The sequence below is a fragment of the Streptomyces sp. NPDC059080 genome (genome assembly GCF_042739975.1).
Taxonomy (GTDB): Bacteria; Actinomycetota; Actinomycetes; order Streptomycetales; family Streptomycetaceae; genus Streptomyces; species Streptomyces benahoarensis.
This window is the reverse complement of sequence record NZ_JBHYGX010000007.1, coordinates 142,525-158,959: the sequence shown is the minus strand read 5'-3', so window position 1 is coordinate 158,959 and position 16,435 is coordinate 142,525. Positions and strand designations below refer to the sequence as shown.

The window sequence follows — 16,435 nt, the reverse complement described above, 5'->3', positions numbered from 1 at the left end:
GCGCGCCCCCCCCCCGCCCCCCCGCCCGCCCGCCGCCCCCCCCCCCCGCCGCGCGCCCCCCCCCCCCCCCCCCCCGGGGCCCCCCGCATTACAAGCACAACCCCCGGCTTTAACAGCAAAAACCGGGGCCGCGCCCGACGCTGTTTCACGTGAAACGGCGCCGCCGGAGGGGCCGCCGCCGTCCGGATTCCCCGTCCGCTCCGCCTGGCGTAGCGCCATGGTCTCGTCGTCGGCCACCGGACCGGTGGTGGGCTGCGGTACGGGAGGAGCGGACAGGCCCGGGGCCTCCGGGCGGGCGCCCGCGGGGCCGAACGCCGGGACCTGGGCCGCGCCCGCGGCGGCGTCCGGGCCACGGCCCGCGGCCGCCTCGGGCCCGAAGCCGGTGGCGGAGCCCGGTGGCGTACCGTCTGCCGGTGTCTCCTCCGCCGCCGGGCGCGGGCGGAACCACGGCGAGCCGTTCCCGGGCACCGGTGTCCCGGTGACCCGGGCGCGGGCACCGGGGCGGTCGGGCGCGGGGTTGCCGGTGGCGGGCGGTGTGGCTCCGGGCGAGGGATGCGGGGCCGTCCGGCCCGGGGGCACCAGGTGCGGAGCCACCGGGGTCGCCGTGGCCGCCGTGCCTGTGGTCCCCGAACCCGCGCCAGCCAGGGCATCCGCCCCGCCGGGCGGGCCGCCCGGGCTCGGCAGCGGGTCCCTCAGCGGGTCGTGGAGCCGTCCCACCGCCGCCTCGAAGGCCGCGTCCCCGCCGTACGGATCACCGTCCACGCGCCGTGAGCCGTACGGATCGTGGGGGGTGCCGTCACGCTCCGGGCGTGCGGCGGTCACGCGCCGGCCTTGCCGACCACCGGGGCGAGCCCCGTCGAGCGCTCCACTGCTCCCGCGTCACCGCAGTCGACGAGCCAGTTGGCGAGCATCCGGTGGCCCCACTCGGTGAGCACCGACTCGGGGTGGAACTGGACGCCCTCGACGGGCAGTTCACGGTGGCGCAGCCCCATCGCGATGCCGCTGTCGGTCCAGGCGGTGACGGTCAACTCGTCCGGCACCGTGCCCTCCTGGAGCGCGAGCGAGTGGTAGCGGGTGGCCGTGAACGGCGACGGCAGGCCGCTGAAGACGCCCTCGCCCGCGTGCGAGACCAGTGAGGTCTTGCCGTGCAGCAGCTCGGGCGCCCGGCCGACCACCCCGCCGTAGGCGACCGCCATCGACTGCATGCCCAGGCAGACGCCGAAGACCGGGACGCCGGTGTCCGCGCAGTGCCGGACCATGTCGATGCAGACCCCGGCCTCTTCCGGTGCACCCGGGCCGGGCGACAGCAGCACTCCGTCGAAACCGTCCTGCGCATGGCCGGGGGTGACCTCGTCGTTGCGCAGCACCTCGCATTCGGCGCCGAGTTGGTAGAGGTACTGCACGAGGTTGAAGACGAAGCTGTCGTAGTTGTCGACGACGAGAATGCGTGCACTCATCGGACGGCTGCCATCCCTTGATCGACCGTGACGTCATTGAAGGGGAGCAGCGGCTCCGCCCACGGAAAGACGTACTGGAAAAGCACGAAGACAACCGCCAGCCCCAGCAGCAGTGAAATCAGCGCCTTCACCCATGTGTTGCCCGGCAAATGCCGCCAGATCCAGCCGTACATGCTGTCCCTACTCGCCGATGACGGTGTCGATTGCCCCACCAGAGTACGGGGCGGGGAGGGGCCCGGGTGGGTCAGCCGGACAAAGCCGGGGGCCTTCCCTCCCCCACCGGCCGCGTCGCGTCGAGATGCGCCCAGGTGATGAGCCGGTGACTGTGTCCCCACTCCGGGTCGCAGGTGGTCAGGGTCAGGTAGCGGCCGGGTCCGCGGTAGCCGGAGGCGCGGGGTACGGAGTCGATCACGCCGATGTCGTCGGGCAGCGTCCGGTAGGGCCGCCGGTCGATGCGGTAGGTGAACCACGTGGTGCCGTCGGAGACCACCACCGCGTCGCCGGGCCGCAGCCGCGGGAAGTCCTTGAACGGATCGCCGTACGTGCGCCGGTGCCCCGCGACGGAGAAGTTGCCGACCTCGCCGAGGCGCGCGGTGACCGCGTAGTGCCCAAGACCGCGCCGCAGCACGCCGGTGCCGGTGCCTTCGAGGACGGGCTTGGACCACTCCGCGCCGAAGCGGGGGATGTACATGACGGCGAACGCCGCGCCGTTCCCGTACGGGCGGGGGCGGCCGGGCGACGCGGGTGCGGTGGCCGGGCCGGGGCGCGCCTCACCGGTCGCGGGCGCTCCGGCCGACCAGCGCTCCTGGAGACGGCCGATCTCCTGGTCCATGGCGCTGTCGGCGCGTACGCCGGTCCAGAAGAGGAGGTAGCAGACGAACAGCACAATGAGCGTGCCGGTCGTGACGCAGAGCTCGCTGAGTGTCCGGACGATCCACCGCACCGTCATCGCCGGCCCCGTCCCTTCCCGTCGCCGTCACCGGCGCGCGGGCTACGGCTGCACCGGCTGTGCGTAGTGGAGCTCCACTGTGCCGGAGTAGCCGGGCAGAGTCACCGCCTCGCGCTGGTCGACTTTCCAGCCGAGCCCGTAGGCGTTGACGTACTGGAGGTAGTTCTGGATCGCGGGCGCCGCGGTCAGCGCGCGGTTGAGGGCGTCCCGGTCACCGACGGCGGTGATCTTGTAGGGCGGGGAGTAGACGCGGCCCTGGAGGATCAGGGTGTTGCCGACGCAGCGCACCGCGCTGGTGGAGATCAGCCGCTGGTCCATGACCTCGATGCCTTTGGCGCCGCCCTGCCACAGCGCGTTCACCACGGCTTGCAGGTCCTGCTGGTGGATGACGAGGTCGTTGGGCTGCGGTTCCGGGACGCCGGGGATCTTGGCGGTGGCGTTCGGCGGGGCGTCGGTGAGAGTGACGGACAGGCCCTCGCCCTTCAGCTTCTCCGTGCCCGCCTGCGCCTCCAGCGCCCTGACCTTGACCTCCTCGGCGTGGGAGGTGCCGTTGTCGCGCCGGGCCAGGGCCTCGACGTCCGTGCGGAGCGCCGCGTTGCGTTCGTCGTGGGTGCCGTTCTTCTGGCTCCGTTGCTGAATGAGGTCGGAGAGGCGGAGCATGGAGTCGTCGGAGCGCAGATCGGTGCCGCGCGCGGTGTCGAAGCTGAGCCAGAACATCAGGCCCGCGAGCGCGAAGACGGTGAGAGTGAGCAGACGCACGGGCCGCAGCCGCGGGCGGGCCGGGCGGCCGGAGGAGCCAGCTGAAGTGCTCAACGTACCCTTGCTCCTTACGACGCCGCGGAAGCACTACGCTAACGGACGCCCCGGGGCGCCCGACCGCTTCCCGGCGCATCCGTCCGGCTCCCGCCCGTACACCCGCGCGGACGGGGCACCTCCCGCTCAAGAGGGGTCGAGAGCGGGAGAGCAGCGCATCGACAGGAGAGTTCCTCGTGCCGAAGTCACGGATCCGCAAGAAGGACGACTTCACGCCGCCGCCGGCGAAGACCACCAGCCTGAAGATGAATTCCGGCCGGGGTTGGGTCGCCCCGGTGATGCTGGCGATGTTCGTGATCGGGCTCGCCTGGATCGTGCTGTACTACGTGTCCGAGGCGGATCTGCCGATCAAGGCGATGGGCGACTGGAACATCGTGTGCGGATTCGGCTTCATCGCGGTGGGCTTCGGCGTCTCCACGCAGTGGAAGTGACGCAAGCCCTACCCAAGGCCATCCACACAGTTATCCACAGCCGGGGAAAACTTCAGAAGATCTGTGGATAACCTCTCGGGATGTTGACGCCGGTGTGACCGGTCACGCCCCTCACGGCGGCCCGCCTCCCCCTTCCTTACTGGGGAAACGCGGGTTCGTGCGATCCGGGACGGGCGTTCCCCACGGCGTGCACAAGATCCGCCACGCACTGTGGACAACACCGTGGAACGGGCCCGCGCGCGGCCGTTACCCCCAGGCCCGCGCGGCGCCTCAGCCGGTCAGCTGGAGGGTCCGCGCCCACACCACGCCGACGATCACCAACAGCGCGGCGACACACGTCAGGGTGTGCACCAACGTGCGGCGCTCGCGCGGCGCGTGCACCATGCCGTACGCCACGGCCGCGCCGATCACCAGGCCGCCGACATGCGCCTGCCAGGCGATATTCGGCCACAGGAAGGTGAAGACGAGGTTGAGGCCCAGCAGGATCAGCACGGGCTTCATGTCGTAGTTCAGCCGCCGCAGCAGGACCGCGGTGGCGCCCAGCAGGCCGAAGATCGCGCCCGATGCGCCGAGCGACGGTTGGTTCTGCGCGGCCAGCAGATACGACAGGGCGCTGCCGCCCAGCCCGGCGAGCAGGTAGAGCGCGGTGTACCGCAACCGGCCGAGCGCGGCTTCCAGAGGCGGCCCCAGCCACCACAGCGACAGCATGTTGAACGCGATGTGCGGGATCTCCTGGTGCAGGAAGACCGCGGTGAGCAGGCGGTACCACTGGCCCTCGGCGACCCCGACGAGCTGGTAGTGCTGCGGGTCGAAGGCCAGGCCGATCATGTCGAGGCGTCCGACGAGGCCGCTGGAGGCGTAGACGGCGAGGAAGACGGCGACGTTGAGGCCCAGCAGGATCTTGGTGATCAGCTTGGGGTCGGCGGCGACGGCGCCGCCCGCGAGGGTGCGCGGGGTGGTGGCGTGCGCCGAGTGGCCCGTACCGCTGCCGGCACGTACGCATTCCGGGCACTGGAAGCCGACCGAGGCACTGACCATGCACTCGGGGCAGATCGGCCGCTCGCAGCGGGTGCAGGTGACGCCCGTCGGGCGGTCGGGATGGCGGTAGCAGCCCGGCAGGGCGCGCGGGCCGTCCGCGCCCTGCGGCTCCTGCGGGGTGCCTGGCACCTGGTCCATCGCTCGGTCGTCCTCTCTGCGGCTGGACGCGTCATCACAACACACCCGCCCACCGCCGGGCCAGCACGCGGGGCGCCCCGCCTGGTCTACGACCGGACGGGGCGCAAGGTTCCCGGAGACGGCGGGCGCGGCGGCCCGCCGGTCGGCTCGCGTCAGCTCTCGCGGTTCTCGACGACGACCGACTCGACGACGACGTCCTGCACCGGGCGGTCGGTGCGCGGGTTGGTCTGGGCGGCGGCGATGGCGTCCACGACCTTCTTGCCGGCCTCGTCGGCGACCTCACCGAAGATGGTGTGCTTGCCGGTCAGCCACGCGGTCGGCGCAACGGTGATGAAGAACTGCGAGCCGTTGGTGCCCGGACCGGCGTTGGCCATGGCGAGCAGGTACGGCTTGGTGAAGGCCAGCTCGGGGTGGAACTCGTCGGCGAACTCGTACCCCGGGCCGCCGGTGCCGTTGCCGAGCGGGTCGCCGCCCTGGATCATGAAGCCGCTGATCACGCGGTGGAAGACGGTGCCGTCGTAGAGCTTGTCCGCGGACTTGCGGCCGGTCGCCGGGTCGGTCCACTCCCGCTCGCCCTTGGCGAGTTCGACGAAGTTCTTCACCGTCTTGGGGGCGTGGTTCGGCAGCAGCCGAAGGGTGATGTCGCCCTGGTTGGTCTTCAGGGTGGCGTAGAGCTGCTCAGCCACGGATCTGCCTTCCATGAGTCTTCGCTGACGAGTTCCGATCCTCGCACGGACCGACCGGGCGCGCGGCCCGTGCCGCGCCCCACCCCGGCGCGCCCCGCCCCGGCGCGCCCGGTCCCAACGCGTCCGGTCCCGACGGCGGGCACCCCGCACCCCGTCGCCGCCGGGGCCCCGCCGTGACCCGGATGCCCGCGCGTACATGCCGTACGGCGGACGAGCAGGCATGATCGTTAATCGGGTGGACAGGCGAAACAGCAGACCTGGGGGACCAGCCCCCACAGACCCGGACACGCCACCGAGGAGGAGGATCCAGTGACCCGCAAGGACAGCGTGCGCGCCGCGACCGGTTCGGCCAGGGACAGCGTGCGGCACGCCGCTGAGGTGGTGGCTCCGTACGCCGGTACGGCCAGGGACACCGCGGTGCAGTTCGCCCAGGAGGCGAGGACGCGCGTGGCGCCGATGGTGACGGAGGCCGCGCAGCAGGCCCGCACCCGGGTGGCCCCCATGGTGTCGGAGGCCGCTCAGCAGGCGCGCTCCCACTACGACACCCATCTGGTGCCGCGTATCGAGCACGCCCGTGGCGCACTGCCGCCGAAGATGGACGCGGCGGCGTGCCGCGCCGCCCACCGCACCCGCCGTGCGGCACGCCAGGCCGCCGACTACGCCGCGCCCCGGGTCGAGAGCGCCGTGCACCAGGCCCGCGCGGCCGCCGAGCCGGTGCGCGAGGAGGCGTTCGCCCGTGGCACCGCGGCCCTCGCGGCGCTGCGCGGTCAGGTGACGGCCGCCGAGATCGAGAAGCTGGCGCGGAAGAACCGCTGCCGGGCCCGCGCCGGGAAGGCCGCCAAGCGGCTGCTGGTGGTGGGCCTGCTGGCCGGGGGCGCCGTCGCCGCCTGGAAGTGGTGGGACAAGCAGGCCAACCCGGACTGGCTGGTGGAGCCGCCCGCGCCGACCGAGGTGAACGAACGCGGTGGGCTGAGCGCCGTCGACGGCAGCGGGTCCACGGCGCGGACCGACCGCCCGGACGAGGACAAGGAGCGCGGCGACGGACCGGGCGGGTCCTCCGCCTGACACGGAGCCCCACAGCGCCTCGGCCCCTCAGCCGGAAGCGGCGTCCCTGCCTGCCGGACACGACGCCACAGCCGAGGCCGCCCCGCCGCCCGGCGCGGTGCCCGTGCCCTACCCGACGCCTCGGGGACCGGCCGCCCCGCACGCTCCGGACACCGAACGATGCCCGTCGCCCCTGGTGGGTGGCGGGCACCGTCGCGTACGGGCAGGCGGTAGGCGGCACACACAGCCGGGGCACCACCGTGGTTTCACGGGAAACATCGCGCGTTTTGTGGAGAGCGGGGTAGTCGGCGGAAGCCCTGGTCAGCAGCTGTCGGCCGACGATGCCGTCCTGCACGCTCGCGCCGTGGCAGGCAGCCTCACAGCCTCACAGCCACCTGCCACCTGCCACCTGCCACCTGCCACCTGCCACCTGCCACTGAGGCTCAGCCCGTTCCGAGCGTCCGGGTCACCTTGAGGGCGGCCACGTCGACTTCGGCGACGGTCAGGTCCTCGTTGAGGACCCACGCGGTCTTCGAGTCGGCGCTGAAGCTGATGGCCTGACGGGGTCCCTTCAGGCCCTTCACCGTGCCGCGCACCTCGCCGTCGGCCGGGTCGACGGCGGTCAGCGAATTACCCCCCAGGTTCCCGGAGAAGAGGACCTTCCCGTTGGGAGAGAGCGCGGCACCGTAGGGCTTCTGCCCCACCGCGACCCGCTTCAGGGTCGCGCCGGACGCGGTGTCGACGACGGACACCGTGTCGGTCCCGCTGTTGGCCGCGTAGAGCCGGGTTCCGTCGCGGCTGATGGACAGTCCCCGGACTTCCTTGAACCCCTCTATCTGCCGCAGGGTCTTCCTGGTCTCGACGTCGACGACCGTGATCCGGTCGCCCTTGTAGTTGGTGACGTACAGCTTGTCCCCCGCGGGGGCGAGCTTGACCCCTTGACGCGGTTCGGCGAAGCCGGTGAGGACGGCATCCGCCCTGCTGTCGGCCTGGTCGACCACCGTGACCGTGCCCGCCGCTTCGTTGTTGACGTACAGCCACTTGCCGTCCGTGGACTGTGCGGTGCCGAACACTCCGGCGCCGAGCGGGAGGCGCTTCACCACCTGGAAGCTGCTCAGGGAGATCCGGTCCACGACGCCGAGGGTGCTGTCGGACACGGTGAAGGTCTTGCCGTCCGGGGCGAAGAGGATGTTGCGCGGGCTGACGTATCCGTTGATCTCCGCGATCTTCCGGCCCCGGCGCACATCGATGACGACGAGGTGGTCCGATGTGGAGTTCGTGACCACCGCGACGCGCTCGTTGGGGCTGACCGCCATGGTGTTGTTGCTGATGTGAGGGTCGAACGGCTTGGGGGCTCCGTCGAGGGTTCCGCTGTAGGCGCCGAACGCCGGTACCGCGGCGTGCCGCGCGGGGGCCGCGGCCGGGCCCTCGTCCGCCGAAGCCATCGCGACCGGGATGGTCAGGACGGCAGCGGCGGTGGCGCCGGTAAGCATCCGGCGAGTGACCTTGGCATGTTTCATCTGGAACATCTCCTTGCTTCAGGGCACCCACCCGCTGTGGATGCCCGTACGGCCCTGCACGACGCGAGTCCCCGAACCTGTACGGACATGGCCACCGGCGGCCGTCGCCGTATTGGTTCCCACCGGAGGGTTCGCCGAGGTGCGTGAACCCTTTTCTGGTCCGCGCCCGTGTGAGCGGGACATGACCGCGGCCACATCCAGGGAGCGGCTCGGCTGCGTGCCGCTCGTGCTCTCTGATGGCCCGGTGACTGCTTTCATGAGGGATACGCATTTCATGAGGGATACGCACCAGCACCGCATCGCGTTGAACGAAAGGTCGCCCGATCATCAGGAGAGGCGGCGCCGGGCCCACGGAACCTGTCCGCTCCCGGAAGGTCCCTCCGTCCGCACGCTGAGGGAACGGACCGGAGAACAGCGCGCGTTCACGGGGCTTCGCCGACCCGCCATGCGGGCGGCGCGGGCAACGGCCGGCGGGGGCGTCGCCCCGTCGGCCGTTGCCCCGTCGGCCGTTGCCCCTGCGGTTGTCAGGCCGGGGAGGAGCTCACGGGCAGGCGGCCCACTACGTGCCCGTTTTCATCCTCTGCGAGCAGTTCGGTGATGGTGTCCTTCCGCATGGCGGTCACCATGCGGAAAGACACCCGCCCGCCGCTCTCGGCCCGTACCGTGCCGCCGGGGATGCGCACACCGCGGGCGTTGACGGTCATCACCTGGTAGGTCTCTCCCGCTTCCAGACCCGACAGGACCACCGGGACCTCGGTGCCCCACGGGCGCTCCACCATCTTTCCCTGACGCGCCATCACCACTGGTGCCGCGTCGGCCGTGCGGCCCGCCTGGTCCGCCGCGCCGAGCGGGATGATCACCGCGACAGCCACGGCGAAGGCGACGATGACGCTCACCGCGGTCACCCGCCCGGGACGGAACCGGGCGGTCCTGGCGCCGGCCGCCTCCCGGCGGATGCGGTGCCCGAGCCCCCACGAAGGGCGCGCCTGCGGTCCGGAGCCCGGTGCGGGCTCCCAGCCCTCGCGCGGGCTCGCCCGCCGCAGTGTGCGGACCACGTCCTGGGTCTCGGATGCCTCACGTGTGCAGTCCGGGCACTGGACCAGATGCCGGGAGAGCTCCTTCGGCAGCGGCCTCCCGAGCAGCAGAAGCTCGGTGAGGAGCGCGCGGTGGGGAAGACATTCCTTGTTCATGGTGCCAGCCACCCGTTCTCCTCCAGGACGAGCCGCAGAGACCGCACTCCGTAGTACAGGCGACTGCGCATGGTGGAAGCCGGAATTCCCAGCTCCTCCCCCAGTTCGGCGCAGGTACGGCCGCCGAGGTACACCCCCACCACCGCCTCTCTGTGCTGCGGACTCAACCGTTCCAGGGCCTCCCCGAGCTGTATTCGGTCAAGAAGCTGATCGATGTCGTTGAACGCCGGCGACGGTTCGGGCGCCACGTCCCACGGCGCAAGGCCGGGGCCCTCACAGACCTTGCGCCGCCGCATGGCGTCCACCACGACGTTCCGGGCGATGGCGAACAACCAGGTCCGCAAGCTGCCCTGCCCCGGGTCAAAGCCGCGTGGCGACCGCCAGGCGCGGAGGAAGGTCTCCTGCACCACGTCCTCGGCGAGTTGCCGGTCGTCCAGCGCCTTGAAGGCGAACCCGAAGAGTTCGCCGCCGTAGAGATCGTAGGCGGCCCCCACCTCTCGCTCCGTCCGGAATCTGACGGGCTCCGGTGCGGTCGTCGCCGCCCGTCCGCGAAGCCACCGCAGCGGGTTACCGCTTACAGCCACGGCTGCTCGCATCCGTTCGGCGCCAGGCGTTCATGGTGCTTCCCCATCTCCCGAGACGACGTTCGCTACGGGATACGCGTGCCCCACCGCATGTGTTGAAACGACGGGAAGAAAAAACGCGGCCGCCCGGGAACTCCGCGCCCGCTCCTGCTGTACCGGCCACGATCGTAGGGCGGATCGCCGCGGCACCGGGGGCATCCCCGGCTCGCCGTCCCGCGCCCTACGCGGCCGGCTCACGGCGCGCGTTCAACACGTTCAACCTGGCCGGTGGACGGTCCCCGCATCGCGGCGGTCTCCTCCTACGGGGTGGCACACGCCCCTTAGGAAACAAGGGCCGCATGCCTCGCCCCCCGCCCCGACGTGCGCACATGTGCGCACCGCGTGCGCATCAAAAATGCCCCCTGAACCCGCGTTTCCGCAGGTCAGAGGACATTTGAAGGGTGGAGCCTAGGGGAGTCGAACCCCTGACATCTGCCATGCAAAGACAGCGCTCTACCAACTGAGCTAAGGCCCCGTCGCCGACCAGAGTACCTGGTGCGGGGGCGCATTCCCGACCGGGTATCGCCCGGCACCGTCGCTCTCCGTAGGATGCTTCGCAAGATTCGCGGCAGCGAAGCGCGACTGGGGAGATGGGGAGACGGCATGGACGCAGCACAGCAGGAAGCCACCGCGCGGGCCCGGGAGCTGCAGCGCAATTGGTACGGGGAACCACTCGGCGCCCTCTTCCGCCGCCTCATCGACGATCTCGGGCTCAATCAGGCCCGCCTCGCCGGTGTGCTCGGCCTTTCCGCGCCGATGCTGTCGCAGCTGATGAGCGGTCAGCGGGCGAAGATAGGCAACCCCGCCGTGGTCCAACGGGTCCAGGCGCTCCAGGAGTTGGCCGGTCAGGTCGCCGACGGCAGCGTCAGCGCCGCCGAGGCCACCGACCGGATGGACGAGATCAAGAAGACCGCGGGGGGGTCGGTGCTCAGCAACACCGCGCAGACCGTCTCGTCGACCGGCTCGACCACCGTGCGGCGCGTGGTGCGCGAGATCCAGTCGCTGCTGCGCTCGGTTTCGGACGCGGGAGAGATCATCGATGCGGCGAACGCCCTCGCCCCCACCCACCCGGAGCTGGCAGAGTTCCTCCGGGTCTACGGTGCCGGCCGCACCGGGGACGCGGTCGCGCACTACGAGGCGCACCAGAGCTAGCCGTACAGCGGGCCGGTCACCGCGGGGTACGCACAGGTCAGAAAGCGACGGGGCACCATGGGTGAGATCTTCGCCGGGCGGTACGAGCTGGTCGACCCGGTCGGGCGCGGAGGCGTGGGCGCCGTCTGGCGCGCCTGGGACCACCGGCGGCGCCGCTATGTCGCCGCCAAGGTGCTTCAGCAGAGCGATGCGCACACCCTGCTGCGGTTCGTCCGGGAGCAGGCGATGCGGATCGACCATCCGCATGTGCTCGCCCCGGCGAGCTGGGCCGCCGACGACGCCAAGGTCCTGTTCACCATGGATCTGGTGCACGGCGGCTCGCTCGCCCACCTCATCGGCGACTACGGCCCGCTGCCCCCGCGGTACGTCTGCACCCTGCTGGACCAGCTCCTGGCCGGGTTGACCGCGGTGCACGACGAGGGTGTCGTGCACCGCGACATCAAACCGGCGAACATTCTGCTGGAGGCGACCGGCACCGGCCGTCCGCATCTGCGCCTCTCCGACTTCGGCATCGCCATGCGCAAGGGCGAGCCGCGGCTCACCGAGACCAACTACGTGGTGGGCACGCCCGGTTACTTCGCCCCCGAGCAGATGCTGGGCGCCGAACCGGACTTCCCCGCCGACCTGTTCGCGGTCGGTCTGGTCGCGCTGTATCTGATCACCGGCACCAAGCCGGACGCCGACGCCCTGGTGCGGCACTTCACCGAGTACGGCGTACCGCACGCGCCCGAGGGCGTCCCGGAGCCGCTGTGGCAGGTGCTGGCGACGCTGCTCCACCCCGATCCGGAGTCCCGGTTCCGTACGGCCACCGGGGCGCGGAAGGCGGTACTGGCCGCCGTCGAGCTGCTGCCCGAGGCGGGGCTCGACGACGAGGCCGTCGAGGTCTTCGACCACATAGGCCCGCTGCCCGAGGGGTTCGGGCCGGACGGTCCGCTCGCCGCGCCGCGCGACGGCGGCGCGGCCGGTTCCGGGGCGCCGGGCGCCACCGGCACGCCGCTCCCCCCGTCCGGCACCGGAAGCTTCGTCCTCGCTCCTCCCGGGCAGCCGCTCCCGCAGCCGCCCGCCACCCCGCCGGTCCCGGTGGCCGCCCCGCACGTCCCGGCCCCCGCGACGCCGCCGGGCACGCCACCCTCGGGGACGTACCGGCCGACCGCGGGCTCCTGGCAGCAGCCGCCGGCGACCCGGCCCTACACGTCGCCGCAGCCGCCCGCCGTCGCGCCGCCGGTGCCTCCCGGCGTCCCGGAACCGGCCGCGCCCGAGGCGGTGCGGCGGCCCGGACCACCGGCCAAGGTGGCGGTCCCCGTCCTCGCCGTCGCGCTGCTCTGCATCGCCTTCGGCATCTGGGCGCTCACCGTCTCCTGACCGCTACGGGCGGTCCGGCCACCCGGGCGGCGTGCCCGGGGCCCGCGGACCGGACCGGGTGGGCTCCGTGGCGTGCGCCTGCGGCGACAGGGCGGGGGCGGCGACCGCGGCGGCGGCCGTCCGGCGGGACAGCAGCGTCCAGGCCGCGAGGACGGCCAGCAGCACCGCGCCCGTGGCGATCCCGGCGTAGCCCAGCGTCCGCAGATTCCCGCCGCCCGTCTGCTCCCCGGTCAGCCCCTTCTCCGCTGTCTCGCGGTCCCCGGGCGTCACCGAGAAGTCCCCGGCGGGGCCGGCGTACCCCGGCCCGGGCCGCGCCGCGCCACGGACGTCCACCCGCAGCGTGACGTCCGCGCCGTGCGGGAAGAACCGCGCGGCGTCGGGGTGGAGCGTGACCTCCAGGTAGTACCACCCGGCGACCCGCATGGCCCGGACGTCGTCGGAGACGGCGAAGCGGTTGCCGTACGACACGGGCGCGGTGAACAGCTTGGAGGCGGCGGGCCGCCCGTCGTAGCGCACGAACGTGTCGTCGTCGATCACGCCGCGCGCCGGGTTGTACGCGGTCACCCCGAGCGCTTTGGTGACACCCTCGGCGGTGCCGGTGGGCGCGTTGGGCAGCTCCGCGCTGAGGTTGAGACGCTGGCCCCAGTCGACCGGCACCCGGTAGAAGCGGGACTCGCCGGGCCGGATGCGGTCCTTCCACAGGCCCGTGCCCACGGCGCCCGCGGTGTGGAAACCGGAGCCGCCGCGGGCCTTCCGCTTGGTGCCCGAGGCGGGCGGCGCGGGCGTGGCGGACGGCCGGCTGCTCTCGGCGGGCGTGGTGGGGGCGGCGCCCTTCAGGCCCGGTTCGGAGAGATGGGTGATCTCGATCGGCCACGCCTGCGGCCCGGAGGTCGCCGAGCCCTCCCGGGTGACGACGAGGTAGTACGCCCCGGCGTTCCGGCACTGCGCGCTGTCGCCGTCGACGCCGCGGGTCGCGTAGTCGGCGATGGGGTAGGCCGCGCCGTCCCCGTGGAACGCCGGATCGGCCTCCCGGTCGCAGTGGGTGCCGTCGACGTCCTGGACGCTGATCTTGAGCCGGTCGGTGTGGTCCTCGACCTTGGTACCCGGCGGCGGGGCGGCAACCACGGAGAAGTACGCGGTGGACCGGGCGTCGAGGGGGACGGTGTAGTACTTCTGCTCACCGCGCTCGATGGAGTCGGTGTACGTCCCCTTGCCGATCTCCGGTGCATCGGCCGCGCTGGCCCGGCCGTTGACCGGGGTGGCGTCCGGCGCCGTGGTGTAGCGGGGGACCTCCTTGAGGTCTGCGGCGCCGTCGGCGGCGGACGCCGCGCCCACCGCCCCCGGTGCCCACGCCACCGCCGAGAGCGCCGCCAGCACGGCGACGCCCCTCCGTACCGCATGCCCCGTCACCATGTCTCCCCCTTCGCCGCATTCCCCTGATGGTCGTGCGCCCGCTGCTCCTGCCCCGGAATGCCCGGCCGCAACGGCTCTCCGGCCGTCCGCGGGTCCACCGGCCCGGCCCCGGCGCCGTCCGGTACGGAGCTCCGGCGCGCGCGGAGGTAGGCCGCCGCAAGCCCGGCCAGCAGCAGGACGCCCACCCCGAGGGAGCACCCGGCCACCACCGGTCCCGGCTTCCAGCCGCCCCCGGATTCCGGGGCGTTGTCCGCCGTCGGCGCGGCGTCGCCGGACGCGGTGTGCGCAGCCCGGCCCGCTTTCGCCCCCGGGCCGGACTTCGCGGTGCCCAGCACGGCGACCCGCAGTACCACCCCGATCTGCGGGTTCCGGGCGATCTCGGCCGCCTTGGCGCCCAGCGTCACCGCGAGGTAGAAGTCGCCCGCGCGGTGCACCGGCACGACATGGGTGCCGGACTCGTAGCGGTTGCTCCAGGCCACCGGCACCGTCCCCATCTGCAACGACGTCAGCTTCCCGGCGTACAGCTTGCGCGGGGTGAACTCGCCGGTCCCGCCGCCCACCGGCACCCGGTCCGGTGTGTAGACCTGGGTGGCGGCGTAGGAGTAGTGCGCGCCGCGGTCGTTCACCGTCGGCTCGTTGGCGAACTGCACGTCGTAGCGGAGCTGCTGGCCCCAGCCGACCGGCACCTTGTACCAGAGGGTCTGTGCGGGCAGCAGCCGGTCGCGCCAGACGCCCTGACGGAGCGTCCGGGCGTCGTTGAAGCCGGTGCCGCCCCGGACGTCCTGCGGGGCGCCCGCGGGCAGCGTCGCGTCCTTGCCGCCCATGCCGTACTCCGGTGCCGACTGCGCGGGCGTGACGCCCGTCTTCAGCGGATGTTCCACGTGAAACGTCAGCTCCAGTGGCCACCGCGCGCCGTCCGAACCCAGCGCCGCCTTGCGTTCGACCGCGAACCAGTACCGCCCGGCCTTGTCGCAGCCGCGGTAGCCGCTCTCCGACGGCACCCGGCTGAGCCCGGAGGCGAGCGGGGCGGCGCCCTCGCGCTGGCCGAACAGCTCCGTGGCGGATTCGCAGACGCTGTCCGTGCCGTAGGCGATCTCGGTGTGCAGCGCGTCGAGGGAGTCGACGGCGGCGCCGGGCTGCGGGGCCACGGTCGCCGAGAAGTCGGCGGTGGAGGCGGCGTCCAGATCGACGGCGTAGTACCGCTTCTCGTTCGGGCCGATGGTGTCGGTGTACTGACCGGGTGTGAGGCGCGGTGCGGTCTCGCGGGCGGGCTCCCCCCGCACCCGCTCGCCCTTCAAGCGGTAGCCGTCGGCGGAGAGTTGCCCGGCCCGCTGGAGCTGCCGGGCGAGGGCACCGGCGTCCGGGGCGTCGTAGTACCGCCCGTTCCCGGCCTGGGCGACGCACTCCAGCTGCTGCCGGGCCCGTCCGGAGACCTGGAAGCCGACGGTATCGATCCGCAGGTCCCCGGCGGACCGCCCGAGCTGCGCCGCGACCCCGCACGGCGACGGCGTCCGGCAGCTGTCCTCGCCGTCCGAGACCAGCAGGATCGTCCGGCCGCCGCCGGAACTCCCGCCGTGCCCCCGCAGATCGGCCGCGGCGGCCTGCAACGACAGCCCGATGGGGGTGTCCCCCTTGGGCTCGACGGCGGCGACCGCCTTCTTGAGGCCGTCGCGGTCCAGCGGGGCGACGGGCCGCACGAGCCGGGTGTCGTCGCACCCCTGCGTCTTGTCGGCGCCGTAGACCCGTAGCCCGGTGGGGTAGCCCTCCGGCAGGGCGTCGGCGACGGCCCCGACGGCCTTGCGGGCGGCGGCGATCCGGGTGGTGCCGGAGCCGTCGTCCTTCGCCATCGAACCGGAGGAGTCGAGGACCATCACCATCCCGCCGTCGGCGGCCTGGGTGGCCGGAGCGGTCCGGGCGGCGTGCGCCGGTGCCGCGGCCGACACCAGCAACAGCCCACAGGTCAGCACCGCCCGCCACTGTCGATGCCGTCGTGCCATGCCCTCGTCCCCCTCGCGCCGTACGGGTGCCCCACCACGTAACTTTGCTAGTGCAACTTAATCATGTGCTATGGCAAATACAAGGGGAGGGAGTACCGGCCGCGCACCACGGCGTCCGCACCCCGCGGGCCGTGAACGCCCGCCCCCCCCCGACGCACGAAACCCCGGAAGCCAGCGGCAACCGGGGTCCGTACAAACTGTGCTGGGCGTCTGGTCTCACACACCCGAACCTGCGGGCACGGAGTCGGTCGCCTCCGTCCACAGATCCTGCTCGGCGCGATCCGCCTGGATCTGGCGGTACACGAGGAGCCCGCCGATGGCGGCCAGTGCGACCAGGAGAAGCTTCTTCACCGCGCGACCTCGTCTTTCGTTGACGTAGGGGACCTATGTGGGCCGATGATACACACCGGCCGATACCGATCGGTTATCTCCTCCGCGCCCGGCGACGACCGGCCCGCGGCCACCACCGGCGGTCCAAGTACCGCACCCGTACAACGACATGGGGGCCGGGGGGGGGGGGGGGGGGCCGGCGCGCGCGGGGGGGGGGGGGGGGCGGCGGAGCGCACCGGGGGCCCGCGGACTCTCGCGAGGCGGCGCGCACGCGAAGTGAATAGAACGCGCT

General features: G+C 72.6%; 16 protein-coding genes and 1 tRNA gene. 4 read left to right on the top strand and 13 right to left on the bottom strand.

Annotation, left to right across the window (positions count from 1 at the left end):
- Positions 1-818 precede the first annotated feature (818 nt).
- The 4 genes from ACFWWQ_RS08160 to ACFWWQ_RS08145 form a co-directional block, all read right to left on the bottom strand.
- A complete protein-coding gene (locus tag ACFWWQ_RS08160; RefSeq protein ID WP_384592000.1) occupies positions 819-1,457 on the bottom strand; it encodes an aminodeoxychorismate/anthranilate synthase component II in 639 nt (212 codons plus the stop codon).
- Entirely contained in the window at positions 1,454-1,630 is a 177-nt protein-coding gene (locus ACFWWQ_RS08155; protein WP_384591997.1) for a hypothetical protein, read from the bottom strand. Before ACFWWQ_RS08155 ends, ACFWWQ_RS08160 begins: the two co-directional genes overlap by 4 nt.
- Positions 1,631-1,701: 71 nt before the next feature.
- Positions 1,702-2,406, bottom strand: a complete 705-nt coding sequence (locus ACFWWQ_RS08150) for a class E sortase (protein WP_384591994.1) — start codon at positions 2,404-2,406, stop codon at positions 1,702-1,704.
- A gap of 42 nt (positions 2,407-2,448) precedes the next feature.
- Positions 2,449-3,219 (bottom strand): DUF881 domain-containing protein, encoded by a 771-nt coding sequence (locus ACFWWQ_RS08145; protein WP_384591991.1) that lies wholly within the window; start codon positions 3,217-3,219, stop codon positions 2,449-2,451.
- A gap of 176 nt (positions 3,220-3,395) precedes the next feature.
- Between ACFWWQ_RS08145 and crgA the strand changes: the two genes are divergently transcribed.
- Complete coding sequence (gene crgA, locus ACFWWQ_RS08140; RefSeq protein ID WP_143941797.1) at positions 3,396-3,650, top strand: cell division protein CrgA; 255 nt, start codon at positions 3,396-3,398, stop codon at positions 3,648-3,650.
- Positions 3,651-3,920: 270 nt separating this feature from the next.
- Here the strand turns inward: crgA and ACFWWQ_RS08135 are convergent, their stop codons facing one another.
- Positions 3,921-4,826, bottom strand: a complete 906-nt coding sequence (locus ACFWWQ_RS08135) for a rhomboid family intramembrane serine protease (protein ID WP_384591988.1) — start codon at positions 4,824-4,826, stop codon at positions 3,921-3,923.
- A 152-nt stretch (positions 4,827-4,978) separates the two neighbouring features.
- Positions 4,979-5,512, bottom strand: coding sequence for a peptidylprolyl isomerase (locus tag ACFWWQ_RS08130; protein ID WP_384591986.1), 534 nt, complete (start codon positions 5,510-5,512; stop codon positions 4,979-4,981).
- A 309-nt stretch (positions 5,513-5,821) separates the two neighbouring features.
- Between ACFWWQ_RS08130 and ACFWWQ_RS08125 the strand changes: the two genes are divergently transcribed.
- Positions 5,822-6,577 carry a DUF5324 family protein gene (locus ACFWWQ_RS08125; RefSeq protein ID WP_384591983.1) on the top strand — a complete coding sequence of 252 codons (756 nt, stop codon included), beginning with the start codon at positions 5,822-5,824 and terminating at the stop codon, positions 6,575-6,577.
- Between the two features lie 422 nt (positions 6,578-6,999).
- Here ACFWWQ_RS08125 and ACFWWQ_RS08120 read toward each other — a convergent pair whose 3' ends face one another.
- The 4 genes from ACFWWQ_RS08120 to ACFWWQ_RS08105 form a co-directional block, all read right to left on the bottom strand.
- Positions 7,000-8,076, bottom strand: coding sequence for a YncE family protein (locus ACFWWQ_RS08120; RefSeq protein ID WP_384591980.1), 1,077 nt, complete (start codon positions 8,074-8,076; stop codon positions 7,000-7,002).
- 524 nt (positions 8,077-8,600) lie between these two features.
- The gene (locus tag ACFWWQ_RS08115) at positions 8,601-9,278 is read right to left on the bottom strand and encodes a hypothetical protein (RefSeq protein ID WP_384591977.1); all 678 of its coding nucleotides are present in this window, start codon (positions 9,276-9,278) and stop codon (positions 8,601-8,603) included.
- Positions 9,263-9,760 carry a sigma-70 family RNA polymerase sigma factor gene (locus tag ACFWWQ_RS08110; RefSeq protein ID WP_251076624.1) on the bottom strand — a complete coding sequence of 166 codons (498 nt, stop codon included), beginning with the start codon at positions 9,758-9,760 and terminating at the stop codon, positions 9,263-9,265. The genes ACFWWQ_RS08115 and ACFWWQ_RS08110 overlap by 16 nt, the downstream gene beginning before the upstream one ends.
- A 531-nt stretch (positions 9,761-10,291) precedes the next feature.
- Positions 10,292-10,364: transfer RNA gene (locus tag ACFWWQ_RS08105), tRNA-Ala, on the bottom strand.
- Positions 10,365-10,492: 128 nt separating this feature from the next.
- On the opposite strand from ACFWWQ_RS08105, the gene ACFWWQ_RS08100 reads away from it, so the two are divergent.
- Positions 10,493-11,041, top strand: a complete 549-nt coding sequence (locus tag ACFWWQ_RS08100; protein WP_384591973.1) for a helix-turn-helix domain-containing protein — start codon at positions 10,493-10,495, stop codon at positions 11,039-11,041.
- A gap of 57 nt (positions 11,042-11,098) precedes the next feature.
- The gene (locus tag ACFWWQ_RS08095) at positions 11,099-12,403 is read left to right on the top strand and encodes a serine/threonine-protein kinase (protein ID WP_384591970.1); all 1,305 of its coding nucleotides are present in this window, start codon (positions 11,099-11,101) and stop codon (positions 12,401-12,403) included.
- Between the two features lie 3 nt (positions 12,404-12,406).
- Here ACFWWQ_RS08095 and ACFWWQ_RS08090 read toward each other — a convergent pair whose 3' ends face one another.
- The 3 genes from ACFWWQ_RS08090 to ACFWWQ_RS08080 form a co-directional block, all read right to left on the bottom strand.
- A complete protein-coding gene (locus ACFWWQ_RS08090; RefSeq protein WP_384591967.1) occupies positions 12,407-13,816 on the bottom strand; it encodes a hypothetical protein in 1,410 nt (469 codons plus the stop codon).
- Positions 13,810-15,813, bottom strand: coding sequence for a VWA domain-containing protein (locus ACFWWQ_RS08085; RefSeq protein WP_384591964.1), 2,004 nt, complete (start codon positions 15,811-15,813; stop codon positions 13,810-13,812). Before ACFWWQ_RS08085 ends, ACFWWQ_RS08090 begins: the two co-directional genes overlap by 7 nt.
- A gap of 216 nt (positions 15,814-16,029) precedes the next feature.
- Positions 16,030-16,164 carry a DLW-39 family protein gene (locus ACFWWQ_RS08080; protein ID WP_003958712.1) on the bottom strand — a complete coding sequence of 45 codons (135 nt, stop codon included), beginning with the start codon at positions 16,162-16,164 and terminating at the stop codon, positions 16,030-16,032.
- Positions 16,165-16,435: the final 271 nt, after the last annotated feature.

What these genes read in the sequence shown, in the direction of transcription:
- ACFWWQ_RS08095 (WP_384591970.1), top strand. Translation starts at nt 11,099, where the DNA reads ATGGGTGAGATCTTCGCCGGGCGGTACGAGCTGGTCGACCCGGTCGGG.
- ACFWWQ_RS08100 (WP_384591973.1), top strand. Translation starts at nt 10,493, where the DNA reads ATGGACGCAGCACAGCAGGAAGCCACCGCGCGGGCCCGGGAGCTGCAG.
- ACFWWQ_RS08120 (WP_384591980.1), bottom strand. Translation starts at nt 8,076, where the DNA reads ATGAAACATGCCAAGGTCACTCGCCGGATGCTTACCGGCGCCACCGCC.
- ACFWWQ_RS08085 (WP_384591964.1), bottom strand. Translation starts at nt 15,813, where the DNA reads ATGGCACGACGGCATCGACAGTGGCGGGCGGTGCTGACCTGTGGGCTG.
- ACFWWQ_RS08160 (WP_384592000.1), bottom strand. Translation starts at nt 1,457, where the DNA reads ATGAGTGCACGCATTCTCGTCGTCGACAACTACGACAGCTTCGTCTTC.
- ACFWWQ_RS08155 (WP_384591997.1), bottom strand. Translation starts at nt 1,630, where the DNA reads ATGTACGGCTGGATCTGGCGGCATTTGCCGGGCAACACATGGGTGAAG.
- ACFWWQ_RS08135 (WP_384591988.1), bottom strand. Translation starts at nt 4,826, where the DNA reads ATGGACCAGGTGCCAGGCACCCCGCAGGAGCCGCAGGGCGCGGACGGC.
- ACFWWQ_RS08150 (WP_384591994.1), bottom strand. Translation starts at nt 2,406, where the DNA reads ATGACGGTGCGGTGGATCGTCCGGACACTCAGCGAGCTCTGCGTCACG.
- ACFWWQ_RS08090 (WP_384591967.1), bottom strand. Translation starts at nt 13,816, where the DNA reads ATGGTGACGGGGCATGCGGTACGGAGGGGCGTCGCCGTGCTGGCGGCG.